The organism is Chryseobacterium sp. (assembly GCF_008014695.1).
Taxonomy (GTDB): domain Bacteria; phylum Bacteroidota; class Bacteroidia; order Flavobacteriales; family Weeksellaceae; genus Kaistella.
The window spans coordinates 150,591-163,799 of the sequence record NZ_VOXE01000004.1 but is presented as its reverse complement, the minus strand read 5'-3'; the positions used below and the strand labels follow the sequence as shown (position 1 = coordinate 163,799).

At 42.4% G+C, this 13,209-nt stretch carries 14 protein-coding genes; 6 read left to right on the top strand and 8 right to left on the bottom strand.

The features are described 5' to 3' along the window. Positions 1 to 26: 26 nt before the first annotated feature. The 3 genes from FUA25_RS11760 to FUA25_RS11750 form a co-directional block, all read right to left on the bottom strand. Positions 27 to 1,070 (bottom strand): anhydro-N-acetylmuramic acid kinase, encoded by a 1,044-nt coding sequence (locus FUA25_RS11760; protein WP_147757119.1) that lies wholly within the window; start codon positions 1,068 to 1,070, stop codon positions 27 to 29. A gap of 26 nt (positions 1,071 to 1,096) precedes the next feature. After that, positions 1,097 to 1,618, bottom strand: coding sequence for an LPS export ABC transporter periplasmic protein LptC (lptC, locus tag FUA25_RS11755; protein WP_410493480.1), 522 nt, complete (start codon positions 1,616 to 1,618; stop codon positions 1,097 to 1,099). A gap of 68 nt (positions 1,619 to 1,686) precedes the next feature. Continuing rightward, complete coding sequence (locus tag FUA25_RS11750) at positions 1,687 to 2,955, bottom strand: hypothetical protein (protein WP_147757117.1); 1,269 nt, start codon at positions 2,953 to 2,955, stop codon at positions 1,687 to 1,689. Between the two features lie 166 nt (positions 2,956 to 3,121). Between FUA25_RS11750 and FUA25_RS11745 the strand changes: the two genes are divergently transcribed. Continuing rightward, a complete protein-coding gene (locus FUA25_RS11745) occupies positions 3,122 to 4,240 on the top strand; it encodes an ATP-binding protein (protein ID WP_147757116.1) in 1,119 nt (372 codons plus the stop codon). A gap of 51 nt (positions 4,241 to 4,291) precedes the next feature. Here the strand turns inward: FUA25_RS11745 and FUA25_RS11740 are convergent, their stop codons facing one another. Further along, positions 4,292 to 4,504, bottom strand: a complete 213-nt coding sequence (locus FUA25_RS11740) for a hypothetical protein (RefSeq protein ID WP_147757115.1) — start codon at positions 4,502 to 4,504, stop codon at positions 4,292 to 4,294. A gap of 189 nt (positions 4,505 to 4,693) precedes the next feature. On the opposite strand from FUA25_RS11740, the gene FUA25_RS11735 reads away from it, so the two are divergent. The 4 genes from FUA25_RS11735 to FUA25_RS11720 all read left to right on the top strand — a co-directional run bounded on the left by FUA25_RS11735 (position 4,694) and on the right by FUA25_RS11720 (position 9,498). Continuing rightward, positions 4,694 to 5,308 carry a TetR/AcrR family transcriptional regulator gene (locus FUA25_RS11735; protein WP_147757114.1) on the top strand — a complete coding sequence of 205 codons (615 nt, stop codon included), beginning with the start codon at positions 4,694 to 4,696 and terminating at the stop codon, positions 5,306 to 5,308. After that, positions 5,295 to 6,611, top strand: coding sequence for a TolC family protein (locus FUA25_RS11730; RefSeq protein ID WP_147757113.1), 1,317 nt, complete (start codon positions 5,295 to 5,297; stop codon positions 6,609 to 6,611). The genes FUA25_RS11735 and FUA25_RS11730 overlap by 14 nt, the downstream gene beginning before the upstream one ends. A 101-nt stretch (positions 6,612 to 6,712) precedes the next feature. Next, a complete protein-coding gene (locus tag FUA25_RS11725; protein WP_147757112.1) occupies positions 6,713 to 7,831 on the top strand; it encodes an HlyD family secretion protein in 1,119 nt (372 codons plus the stop codon). A gap of 86 nt (positions 7,832 to 7,917) precedes the next feature. Next, positions 7,918 to 9,498 (top strand): DHA2 family efflux MFS transporter permease subunit, encoded by a 1,581-nt coding sequence (locus tag FUA25_RS11720; protein WP_147757111.1) that lies wholly within the window; start codon positions 7,918 to 7,920, stop codon positions 9,496 to 9,498. Between the two features lie 129 nt (positions 9,499 to 9,627). On the opposite strand, the gene FUA25_RS11715 is transcribed toward FUA25_RS11720, so the two are convergent. The 3 genes from FUA25_RS11715 to FUA25_RS11705 all read right to left on the bottom strand — a co-directional run bounded on the left by FUA25_RS11715 (position 9,628) and on the right by FUA25_RS11705 (position 11,494). Then, positions 9,628 to 10,077 (bottom strand): DinB family protein, encoded by a 450-nt coding sequence (locus tag FUA25_RS11715; protein ID WP_147757110.1) that lies wholly within the window; start codon positions 10,075 to 10,077, stop codon positions 9,628 to 9,630. A gap of 60 nt (positions 10,078 to 10,137) precedes the next feature. Further along, positions 10,138 to 10,491 carry a DHCW motif cupin fold protein gene (locus FUA25_RS11710; RefSeq protein WP_147757109.1) on the bottom strand — a complete coding sequence of 118 codons (354 nt, stop codon included), beginning with the start codon at positions 10,489 to 10,491 and terminating at the stop codon, positions 10,138 to 10,140. A gap of 100 nt (positions 10,492 to 10,591) precedes the next feature. Further along, positions 10,592 to 11,494, bottom strand: a complete 903-nt coding sequence (locus tag FUA25_RS11705) for a CorA family divalent cation transporter (RefSeq protein WP_147757108.1) — start codon at positions 11,492 to 11,494, stop codon at positions 10,592 to 10,594. Between the two features lie 399 nt (positions 11,495 to 11,893). Between FUA25_RS11705 and FUA25_RS11700 the strand changes: the two genes are divergently transcribed. After that, on the top strand, positions 11,894 to 12,916 hold the full coding sequence (locus FUA25_RS11700) for a 3-oxoacyl-ACP synthase III family protein (protein WP_147757107.1): 1,023 nt from the start codon (positions 11,894 to 11,896) through the stop codon (positions 12,914 to 12,916). Positions 12,917 to 12,978: 62 nt separating this feature from the next. Here FUA25_RS11700 and FUA25_RS11695 read toward each other — a convergent pair whose 3' ends face one another. Continuing rightward, complete coding sequence (locus tag FUA25_RS11695; RefSeq protein ID WP_147757106.1) at positions 12,979 to 13,164, bottom strand: hypothetical protein; 186 nt, start codon at positions 13,162 to 13,164, stop codon at positions 12,979 to 12,981. Positions 13,165 to 13,209 lie beyond the last annotated feature (45 nt).

Here is a 13,209-nt window from a genome sequence, read left to right as displayed (position 1 = left end):
TAAAACCTTCAGAAATGAAGGTTTTTTTATGCGTTAATTCCGGAAGAATGATCTTTTATACTTCCTGTGGCTGATGCCAAAACATTGATTTCGTTTCTCGTCCGCAGCATACCCATAAACGCAAAAATAAGCGCTTCCTTGAAATGGATGATTTTTTCGTCGGGAATAATGATTTCGGTTTGCGTTTTCCGCTGGACTTTTTCCATTAAATAAGAATTAAAGGTTCCGCCGCCGGATACCAGTACATTTTTAAGGGCATAGGTGTTAAAAACTTTTGAAATCTGTACCGCAGCGTGTTCTGTAAAGGTCGCCAGAAGATCTTCGGGTTTTCGGTTCAGGATAATAGGATTAATTTCCTTTATCACCCATTCAATTCCGAGGGATTTTGGTGGACCCTGGCTGTAAAAATCCAGCGCATTTAAAAATGATAAAAGTTCGGCATCAACAATTCCGTTGCGGGCAAGAAGCCCGTTTTCATCATACTTTTTGCCGAGTTCTGCGGCGAACCGGTTGAGCATGATATTAACAGGACAAATATCGAACGCAATTCTTTTCCCCTCCTTTTTCATGGAAATATTAGAAAAACCGCCTAAATTTAAACACGCGCTGTATTCCTTAAACAGAAGTTCATCCCCAATCGGGACCAAAGGTGCACCGTTGCCTCCTAAAATAACATCCTGACTTCGGAAATCATAGATTACGGGAATTCCTGTTGTGGCTTTCAGAGCCATTCCATCGCCGAGCTGAAACGTGTATTTTTTTTTCGGATTGTGGAAGACAGTGTGACCGTGGGAAGCGATAAAATCTACATTTTCAAGCTGGTATTTTTGAATGAAAGCATTGACCTGTTTCCCCAAATAAAATCCATATTCAGAATGAAACTCAAGAAGTTCTTCGGACGAAAGCAGGATGGAATTCCGGAGTTTTTCTTCCCAATCAATCGGATACGGAATGGTTTCAGCCTGAAGAATTTCAAACTGCCATTTTTCATTTTTCTGAAAACGGACAAAGCAAAGATCGAGGCCGTCAAGACTTGTGCCGGACATCAGACCGATGACTTGGTACATCATGGTAATATTTTGATAAAAATAAGAAATTACTGGTTCTTTTCCGGTATTTTTTTGGCATTGATGTCGCCGGAATTGTTGTAGAAAGCATATTCCGAAAAATCATCTTTGGCTTTCATGCCGTTAGCGCCAACTAAAGTCGAACCGTCTTTATCGGTAACGAAAACCGTGTCATTGGTGTAAATTTCCTTCTTATTCTGATCCCAATAAACAGTCTGCATCGCAAAAATCTGACCTTCGTTGGTCACAATTCTTACATTGCCTTTCGCCTCATAGAATTTTTTCATCTCCGAAAATTTGGCATATTTTGCGGTGATTTTTCCGGGAACATCGGGTTTTTTCTTGTCGAAGAAAAGAATATTGATTCCTTTTTTTGCTACCACATACGGAGAATCGATGAGTTCGTATTTCTCGATCAGCGGAGCGGTGGCCCTAAGTTTTACAAAGCCTGAATCCCGCTGTACAATTTTGGCATTGTTGATGACCTGTGAAGGGAAATTGGTATTTTTTTTACCGCCGAAAGTATCGAGATCTTCTTCGCAGGAAATCATAAAAAATATAGCACATCCGTAAAGGAAGGCTATATTTTTAAAATTTATTTTCTGCGAAAAAAAAACCATTAATTATAGAGATTTTTCCTGAACCATTTGTCGGCAAAATTAATTCCTATTTTAAGATTCACGAAATTCTGGTTGATGAGATTGTTCTGAACAGTACCGCGTTTTCCCAGTTCCAGTCCAAGATCAATGCCGCTCATTCTGCTTGCAGAATTGTTTTTGAATGGAAACAAAGCTCCTAAAGTAATCCCGTATTTGTTGATATTCGTCCCGTTAATGTTAAGATTACCTTTTTCATAATACGCACCATAACGGTAAGTGATTCTGGAGAAATAATTTCGGAAATTATTGATGTTTGGCAAATACCAGCCGCCTGCTGAGACCCTGTATGAATCTTCATATTGGAAAGGAAGTCCTAGAAACTGAATGCTTTCCCCTTTTTTATAATCGATCTGCGAAGATACAAACCATTTCAGATTGTGTCCGAAACCTGCACCGAGTGAGGCTTCGAAAGGAATCAGGTTTTTAGAGATGGAGTTTCTTTGCTCAATCACATCCAAATACGCTTTTTCACCACCTGTTACATAATAATAGGTGCTGTTGGTATAGAGGGTCTCCATATCCGTCGTATTTCCCAATGTGGAAGTGGCCCCCAAAGTCAGTTTTCGGTCGTTGTCGTATTTTTTCTGATAGGTTGCTCCTAATGTGAAATTGAAATTCTTGATGTTATTCTTGGTTTCATAACCGTTTACCAGTTCAGCATCAGAAAGGGTTACTTCATCAATATCATAAAGATTTCCGAAGTAGAAATTGCTTCGTACACCCAATGAAAAATCTGGAGTTACCGCATATGAAAAAGCTGCCTGAACGGTGCTCAAACTTCCTTCTCCTCTGAAATTATTGACTCTTACTGATCCGTCATCAAGCGTTTTAGAATTCAGGATATTGTATCTCTTGGAACTGTAAGGCTGGTAACCGATACCGAATTTCGCTTTTTGAGAAAGCGGAAAGGCGATGGAGATATTTGATAAGTAAGTGGAGTGTTTTGTTGACTTCGTGTTATCCGTTGTGAAAAAGTTATTTTCATTAGTTGCCTCAAATTTGATCGTCGTAAGTTCAAGGTTTGAATTGGCGGCCGGATTTTTGAAGTTGAAACTGTTGTTGAAGTCACTGATATACGCAGTCGTAATTCCACCCATTGCAGAAGTCTCAACTGTATTGTCATACTTTACATCACCGATTCCATAGGCGGCATAAGGAGAGTTACCAATGCTTTGCGCATTCAGGAAAAATCCTGCGGAAATAAATGATAATGCAAAAAATCTTTTCATTCTGAGTTTTTAAAAATAATGCGCAAATATCCTAAATATTAATGAATTGAGAAAATTTACTTTGGTTAAAGTTTGTTAAGTACGTTTCGGCATGAAAAGGTGATGCTGTTCCTATTTCTGATGGTTTCCGGTTAGCGTTTTCCGGCAAAATATTTATCTTTGAAAAATGAACTGGGAAGAAATTGCAGGCCAGGAAAAGCTCAAAAGCCTCCTGAAAGACAGCATCGAAAATAAAAGGGTAGGCCACGCCCAGCTTTTTGTAGGAACCGACGGATACGGAACGCTGCCTTTAGCCCTCGCTTTCGCAAAAGAAGTCTTTAAAAAAGAGAATGAACACGCCTCTTCGAAAGTGGAGCATCTGAACCACCTCGACCTGCATCTGAGTTTTCCGGTTTTTAAAGTGAATAACAGCGGTCTCAGCAGCAATTATTTTGATGATTTCCGGGATATGATTATGGCAAATCCGTATTCAAGTGCGGAAGACTGGAGCCGTATTTTGGAATCTGAGAACAAACAGCTCACGATTTATGCCGATGAAATTGATGAACTGAATCATAAATTCTCCCTTAAAAGCTTTGAAGGCGGCAGCAAAATCCTCATTATTTGGCAGGCCGACCGAATGAACGATTCTGCTTCCAATAAATTTCTGAAATTCCTGGAAGAACCGCCGAAGGACACACTGATTATCCTCATTGCAGATAACACCGATGATATGCTGCCAACAATCCTGTCGCGGACACAGCTCGTGGAAATTCCCCGTATTTCCGACGAAGACATGGAAATTTTCATCCATAAAAGCAGAAAAATACCCTCTGAAAAAATTGCTGAAATCGTATTTCAGGCGCAGGGAAACTGGAATGCCGCACAGAAACTCATGGCTTCAGAACATTCCGATGCCGAGTTTGAAGAACTTTTTGTTCGGTGGGTACGTGAGGCCTTTCAGGTGAAAAAGAAACCTGAATTCCTGAAAAACATCGTCTTCTGGGGCAGGAATATTTCGCTCTGGAACCGCGAAAAACAGAAGAAATTCCTAGATTACTGTGCCGAAATGTTCCGCCTTGCACTGTTGCAGAACTACGGAAACACTGATCTGGTTTATAAAAAAATTAATTCTGAAGGGTTCAAATGGGATGGCTTTTCAAAGTTCATTCACGGCGCGAATATTGAAGCCATTCTTGAAGAGATTTCCAATGCCGATTACCATTTGGAAAGGAATGCGAACGCGAAAATTGTGTGGACGGATCTCGGGATCAAACTGTCCCGCTACATTCACAAATCACCCTAAAAAAAGCCACTCCGGACCGGAGTGGCATCTGCTTTTTCAAAATAACCGAAATCAGGCCGCTTTTTTTGCGGTCATTTTTCGCATTTTAGAATGATCCATCTTGCAGTCTTTGTGATTTTTCATGTCACAGCTTTTTGCTGTTTTTTTACCGTCCATTTTGCATTCTTTGGCGTCTTTACCCGCGCAGCAGGATTTTTTAGGGGTTTCCTGTGCAAAAGTCATGGTAAATGCAGTGATGGCTAAAACTGAAATTATTTTTTTCATATTTGGATTTTATTTATTAATAACTGAGTAAAGTTATGAATATTTATGAAATAGTATCATTTCTAAAAGCGAAATATCTAATAATTTCATCCATTCTAAACTGCTGAGAAAAAATATTTAAATAAATCAATCAATCGTTTGATTTATTTAAATATTTGTGTAAATTTGCACCGTCAAAATCATCAGAACATGATTTCTAAAGAAGAAAATATTTTATTTACCGCCGAAAAACTCTTTGCCGAAAAAGGTTTTGAAGGAACTTCCACACGGGAAATCTCGAAGGAGGCGAACGTCAATATTTCGATGATCTCTTACTATTTTGGCTCAAAAGAAAAACTTTTCGAAAGGATTTTTGAAGTCAGAATGACGGAAAGTCTCCTGTTTACGAAAGAAGTTCTTGCGAATCCGGACCTGAACGAATGGGAAAAACTAAACCTGATCATCAACAGGTATACGGAACGGGTGAAAAGACTTCAGACTTTTTACATCATTATGCAGCGCGAACAGCTCACCAACAAGAACCTGCACATTGTGAAGTTCCTGAATGAATCTAAAATGGGCTTTCTGGATATTTACGCAGAGCTTATTGAAAGCGGACTGAGAAGCGGAGTCTTCACCAAAAAACCACGTCTTGAATTTCTTCATTCCACTGTTTCCGGAATCATTTTCTCTTCCCTTCACACGCTCAAGGTCTATAAAGAGTATTTCAAAGCCGATGAAAACTACGAAAATCAATACTTCGACGAATTAAAAATCCACATCACTAACATTTTAAAAAACCTTTTGGGTTATGAAGAAAATTAATAATGCCGTTATTGTGCTTGCTTTTTTAGCTGGAGGAACAGGCATTAACGCTCAGGAAACAAAACTCCTCACGCTGGATGAGGCAGTACAGCTGGGCATCCGGAATTCTAAAAATCTGAAGATCGATGAAGCTAAAATTCAGGAAGCCACTGCCGATTATCTGGATGCCAAAAACCGCAGACTTCCGGGTCTGAGTATATCGGGAAGTGCTTTGGCACTCGCGAATGCAGATGTGAACCTGAAAATTTTACCACCTTCAGATGGCGGCGGAAATTCACCGAAAGCCAATTCTGCTTTTTACGGAAATGTCTCTGCGTCTCTCCCCGTTTTTGCAGGCGGAAAAATCAGATACGGCATTCAGTCGGCTGAATATTTGGTGGAAGCATCAAAACTGAATGCTGAAAATGATAAACTCGAAATTGCTTACAACGTTTCTCAGGCTTACAATAATCTGTTCAAAGCGAGCCAGGCGATCAAGGTGCTGGAAGAAAACCTTTCTGCGTCCCAAAAGCGGGATGAATCCTTTCTGAAACTCGAAACCAACGGAATAATTCCAAGAAATGACCGGCTTAAAGCCAATCTGCAGACTTCGAATATCGAACTCCAGTTACTGGAAGCCCAGAATAACTATAATATTGCGAACATCAATATGGATCTGCTTCTGGGACTTCCGGAAACCACCACAATTGAAATCGACCGCCAATATACTTCTGAATTTTCTCCGAATGAAAGCGTTTCTTATTATATGAACGAGGCGACGAATAACAGAAAGGATCTTCAGGCTCTGGATTATCAGCGAAAAGCCGCTGCTTTGGGAATCAGGTCTGCAAAAGCGGAGTCTTTACCCACTATTGCTTTGACGGGAGGCTACGTTGCCGCCGAAATCCCGAAGATTTTAACAGTGATGAATGCCGCAAACGTCGGGGTCGGAATCCAGTACAACATCGATAATCTCTGGAAGAAGAATTCTGCTTTAATGAAGGCTGAATCACGTCAGAACCAGCTTTCCGCTACAAATGAAATGCTCAGTGACCAGATTAAACTTGAGGTGAACAGGGATTTTCAGAATGCAGATTTTGCACGGAAAAAAATCGCTGTTTACGAAAAAGCCGCCGCACAGGCCAACGAGAATTACAGGGTGACGAAGAATAAATACGACAACGGGCTGGCTACGATAACGGAGTTGCTGGATGCTGACGCTGCACAGATTTCGGCAAACGTGAATGTGGTAAATGCTCAGGCCGATGCCGCGCTTGCGTACCGGAAACTTCTGCAGACCAGCGGAATTCTGGATTCAAACTAACAAATAAAGAAGCAAAGGAATCCTTCGCTTTTAAGATCAAATAATAAACTAATCAAATTATCAATACAGAATCTATTTCTGTACTGCCAAGAACTTAAACAATGGAAAATAGCAATACCTCAGATCAGCCGGAACTTTTCCCGGAAGCAAAAAAGAAAAAAAGTTTAATATTCCCCATCATTTTGGGGGTGGTTTTAATTGTGGGCGGATTTTTCGGATACCGGACGTACTCCTTTTCACAGACCCATGAAGTGACCGATGATGCGCAGATTGCCTCCAATATGAGCCCTGTGATTTCAAAAGTTTCAGGTTACGTGGCCGAAGTGAAGGTAAAGGACAACCAGTTTGTGAAAAAAGGCGACACGCTGGTTGTTTTAGACAGCCGCGATCAGAAAATGGCTTTAGAAGCCGCGCAGGCAGCACTTGGAACAGCGCGCAGCAATATTTCCACCGCAAAAGCCAGTACAAATGCCGCTTCCAAAAATATCAATTCTACCAACGCGGCAATTGCGACTGCCAACGCACAGATCGAGGCCGCAAAAGTGAACGTCTGGAAAACTTCGCAGGATTTGAAAAGATATGCGAACCTCGTGAAGGACCATACCATTACGCAGCAGCAGTACGAAACGGCTTTGGCGGCAAAACAGTCAGCCGACCGCCAGCTGCAGGTGTTGGTAGTGCAGAGAAATCAGGCAGCACAGCAAACAGGAATCGTGAATTCGCAGACGGCAGCAAGTTCGGAGCAGATTGGCGTTGCCAGCTCCGTAGCCCGACAAAGGGAGGTAGAAGTGGAAAATGCAAAGCTCAATCTTTCCTATACTGTGATTGTAGCTCCGGAAGACGGCTTTGTTTCAAAAGTCCCGATCCAGAAGGGTCAGTTTTTGCAGGCCGGTTCCCAGTTGTTCAGCCTCGTGAGAGACAATAATAAATGGATTATTGCCAACTTTAAGGAAACGCAGCTTTCGAAAATGGTAGAAGGTCAGAAAGTAGAAATAGAAATTGATGCTTTTCCGGATCATGAGTTCGAAGGGGTCGTGAGCTCTTTTTCGCCTGCAACCGGTTCTTCGTTTTCTATACTTCCTCCGGATAATGCGAGCGGAAATTTCGTGAAAGTCGTTCAGCGGCTTCCCGTTAAGATCGACTTCGTAAAACTCGATCCTGCTATTGCCAAAAAACTGCGTGCAGGAATGAATGTAAAGACTACGGTAAGTTTAAAATAATGTTTGATGGCGGACGCCAAATAACGGGAGTTTACCGCTTCCGGAAAGTATTCAGTGTCCAAAACTAAACATCAAACAACAGAAAAATGGAACAGGATTCATTGGTTGAATACGGCGCAAGGCGCGCCATTATTACGGTTACCGCAATACTTTGCGCCCTTCTCGAGATCGTGGATTCCACGATTGTGAATGTGGCGCTGAATGAAATGAAAGGAAATCTCGGCGCCACGCTTTCAGAAGTGGGTTGGGTAATCACTGCCTACGCGATTGGGAATGTGATTGTAGTACCCATGACGAGCTGGCTTTCTCAACAGTTTGGACGGCGGAATTATTTCGCGGCATCCATTATTATTTTTACCGTTTTCTCCTTCCTTTGCGGGAACGCCGACAACATCTGGGAACTCGTGCTTTTCCGCCTGATGCAGGGAATTGGCGGCGGCGCACTGCTTGTGACCTCGCAAACGATCATCACCGAATCGTACCCGATTGAAAAAAGAAGTATGGCCCAGGCGATTTATGGACTCGGAGTCATCATCGGTCCCACTTTAGGCCCGCCATTGGGTGGCTATATTGTGGATCATTACAGCTGGCCGTATATTTTTTACATCAATATTCCGATCGGAATCGCGGCAGTACTGATGACGCTTCAGTTTGTACGCAGCCCGAAATTTTCAGAAAAAAGAAAAGCCAAAGATGTCGACTGGTACGGTATTGTTTTATTGGCCATAACCGTAGGTTCGCTTCAGTACATTCTTGAAAAAGGACATGAAGAAGACTGGTTCGACAGCAGAGAAATCGTATTCTTAACCGTCACTGCAGTTATTGGATTCATTCTTTTTCTCTGGCGGGAACTCACGTGTAAATATCCGATTGTGGAATTAAGGGTGCTGAAAAACGGAAACCTCAGGATCGGAACCGCAATGTCGTTCATCCTCGGTTTCGGTCTGTACGGATCTACGTTTATCGTGCCGCTTTACACCCAGAGTATTTTGGGGTGGACAGCGCTTCAGTCTGGAGCATTGATGATTCCGGCAGCACTGACGACGGCCTTTATGATGCCGATCATCGGAAAACTCCTGACAAAAGGGGTGAAGCAACAGATTCTGGTATCATTGGGACTGCTGATTTTCTTTGTTTACAGTTTCTGGGGCTATAAAATATTGACTCCGGATACGGGCGAAAGGGATTTCTTCTGGATGCTGATGGTGCGTGGAGCCGGACTCGGACTGCTCTTTATCCCGATCACATCGCTTTCTTTAAGCACGCTGAAAGGTCAGGAAATTGGTCAGGGTGCAGCTTTTACCGGAATGATGCGCCAGCTCGGCGGTTCGTTCGGTATTGCGGCGATTACTACTTTTATCGCGAACCAGACTTCCATCCACAAAGCGAATATCGCTCAGCATCTCGATGCCAACAGTTTCGATGTGCAGCAAAGACTGATGGGTTTAAAGGCCAGCTTTATGGCTAAAGGATTCTCTCCTGATGTCGCCCTTCAGTCTGCATACAAGATCCTGGATCTGAGCGTGCTGAAACAGGCTTCTGTTCTTTCGTACATGGATGTTTTCCTGTACCTCGGGATTCTGTTTCTGATTTGTATTCCTTTTGTACTGTTTGTAAAGGAACGGAAGAGCAGGGAACCGATCGACGTCAGTGAGGCAATGCATTAGTAAGAGCCAGATAAAAAGAACCAAGTCAAAAGGATTCAGATGAAGGAATAAATTAAGTAAAAGGTTTAGTTTTTTATAGTTTATTTAAAGAGAAAGCGTTTTCATATTATATGAAAACGCTTTCGGTTTTTAGAGGTGATTTCTTTTGTAGAAAATATAGTCCGTGTTAATGGGTTCGATTCCGTTTTGGCGTAAATCGGCCGCGATCTGTGCCCGGTGATACGTGGAATGGTTCACCACATGAAAGAGCAGATCCCTAATTTTATTGGAAAATTTCTCTCCTTTGGAATTGGAATAGTCCACGTTTTCTTCCAAGGGAAATTCTTCTATGATTTTAAGCGTGTTTTCATAATTCTGCGTGTTCAGATCGCTTAGAATATTTTGGTCATTCAGCTGCCACACTTCGAACGTTGGTGCGTTAAGTATCCGCCCATTCCAGATCTGGTGGGCGTTCAGCAGATGGCTGATGAGCTGTTGTGAACGTTCTGAAATGTCAGGCCAATGCTGCAGCATCAGTGCAATAAGCTGCCGGTTGGCGTGGAGGTTGTATTCAAAAATTTCTTTAAAGTAATCTTTCATGGCGTCTTGGTTGTAAAGAGTAAACCTGATTTGTCTGCTGCTTTTAGATATTTTGCAGACTTAAATACTGTTGGTGTTTTTCAGAAAATCCCCGTCAATAATGAGGAGTTTAACCCCTTCTGCAGAAACCGAACGGTGAGAACTCATGTCGTCGGACACCACATAAATTTCCCCTTTTGCGAGTTTGATTTTTTCGCCGGTTTTGAGTTCGCTGATAAATTCACCCTCAAGGCAATGTACAATATGCCCTTTTTGGCACCAATGGTCTGCGAGATAGTCTGCGGAATATTCTACCAGCCGGATTCTGAGCCCGCCAAACTGAATGGTCTGCCAGAACGCTGTTCCTTTTTCACCGTTGTGTTCAGTTTTCTCGATGGAAGTCCAGTCGATGGTTTGGAAGGGGATGTTGCTCATTTTTTTTTTTGGTTATATTTAAGGATAGTACTGGATATTGATCTAGATTGACAGCAAATAAAAATTTCACACTGCTATTCATATTTTGAAATGTTCGCCCTTACCATCTTTTCTTCCTCACATAGATAAACGTGAGCAGCGAAATAAATCCCATTAAACCCAACGTAATAAAATAGCCGTATTTGTGTTGCAGTTCAGGCATAAACTGGAAATTCATGCCGTAGATTCCTGCAATAAAGGTTACCGGGAAGAAATACATCGAGTAAATCGCCAGAACCTTCATGACCTGATTCGCTTTCTGGTCGGTAAGGGCCAGGTACATTTGGATGAGGTTGGCAATCTGGAGGTTCAGATGATCGAAATCCGTCGCCACATCTTTGTATTTGTCTTTTAAATCTTCAAAAGCCGCATCTTCAATGCCGAGGGTTTTGAACTTATCGACCCAGTCCGAGGAAATATTCAGAATTCTTGTGTTGAGGCCCGCTTTTCTTTTCAGTTTGTACAGGCGGCGGATCTGGCTGGTTGAATTTGTGTTTTTCAGGAAAATCTCATTCTCGATATTGTCCATGGTTTCAATGAGGCTGTCCGATTCGTCATCAAAGGATTTCATGACTTTAAGGGCCAGATTCAGGGCAATCTTTTCGGATCTGATGGCAGCGTTTTCGGCGAGGAGTACTTCTTTCTTGAATTCATACACGCTCCGGTTTTTCATGCGGTGTATCGTGATGATGATGTCCTTCATCAGGAAAATGCCCAGTTTTGTCGAAATGTCGCTGATGGTATTGAGACTGGCCCGCTCCAGTTCCGTGTTTTCCCGCATCAGGAAAAATTTTACCGAATTGTCCTGCTCGTATTTCGGCAGGTGGTTCGGGTCGATTGTATCCTCCAGAAGCAGCATGTTGATCTCGTATCTTTCGTGCAGGAAATCCAGGTCTTCCTGAGTTGGTGCTTCCACGTCGATCCACTCACAGTGGCTGTTCCGGTAAATAATTTCGATTGGCATCCAACAAATTTAACAATTATTTCCATTTGAAATGATGTTAAGGTCGGTTTTGAATAACCTTCTGAATAAAATTAAACTGCCGGATTAAAGCGGGATGCTTTACTTATCTAATTTCACCAACAGATAACCAACAGGAGGGATCATCACGGTGATATAAATATACAGACACTTTTTTAGAGTCCTGTAATCTTTTCTGAGAATTAATTTGATGGTATAAATAATAAGGAGCAGCATTAAAACCGCCAAAATCAATATAAAAGAATGTCTTAAACTGATATTTTGCATATTTAAGTTATTAAGGTTTACCGGACTTAAGGCTATCAATTAGCCTTAAACCAAATATATAACTTTGTTTTGAATCATAACGAACGTTGTATATTTGCAGAAATTTAAACTTTCATGATCAGAAGCAGAATAGCGGGAATCGGGCATTATGTTCCGGAACATACCGTGACCAATGACGATTTGGCAAAACGCATGTCTACGAACGACGAATGGATTACCGAAAGAACCGGCATCAAGGAGCGCCATCACCGGAAAAACCGTAACGATTCCGAAGAAACCACGGCTTTTCTCGGTTTTAAAGCTTCTGAAAAGGCCTTGGAAATGGCCGGACTCACTGCAAAAGACATCGATTATATTATTTTCGCTACGCTTTCTCCGGATTATTATTTTCCGGGATGCGGCGTCCTGCTTCAGGAAATGCTCGGTTGCGACACGATTGGTGCGCTCGATGTGCGTAACCAGTGTTCGGGATTCGTATATGCGATGAGTGTTGCGAATGCTTTTATTAAATCGAATGCATATAAAAACATTCTCGTGGTCGGTGCCGAAGTTCATTCTTTCGGACTTGATTTCAGCGATGCGGGACGGGGCGTTTCCGTTATTTTTGGCGACGGAGCCGGCGCAGTGGTGCTTTCTGCTGCAGAAGGAGAGGGAAAAGGTGATATCCTGGCCATGAACATGCATTCCGAGGGGAAATACGCGGATGAACTGTGCACGAAATTTCCCGGCTCGAAATACGGCTGGAGCGACCGCATGCGTCTGGAACCTGAAAATGTAACCGATGCCGAGGTCTATCCGCACATGAACGGCAATTTCGTGTTTAAGCATGCCGTAACACGTTTCCCGGAAACCATGGAAGAAGCCCTGAAAGCCGCCGGAAAAACCGTCGAAGATCTCGACATGTTTATTCCGCATCAGGCCAACCTCAGGATTGCGCAGTTCGTGCAGCAAAGATTCGGACTGCCGGACGAAAAAGTGTTCAACAACATCCAGAAATACGGCAATACGACCGCTGCTTCTATTCCGATCGCTTTAAGCGAGGCAATTGCTGAAGGAAAAGTAAAACGCGGAGACCTTGTCCTCATTTCCGCTTTCGGCAGCGGATTTACTTGGGGATCCGTTCTTTTTGAATTCTAAAATCTGATTTTAAATCATAAAAAATGCACCTTTCGGGTGCATTTGATTTTTCAGGCTGAAAACTAGTGTGGCGAAACTGCCTGAACCGTGTCCCGGTCCGGATCGCTGAGTGCCGCAGAATCTACGCCTGCATTTCTTTTTTCGTCTTTGCTGTTCTCCGCTTTGTATTCGTCGCGTTTTTCTTTTTTTCTGGCGCAGCTGCCTGCAAAAAGTCCGGCGATAAGCAATGGAATAAGGATTTTTTTCATGATTGGGTTTTTAACGTGTGCTTAGTTTTATCAAATATTGTGCTA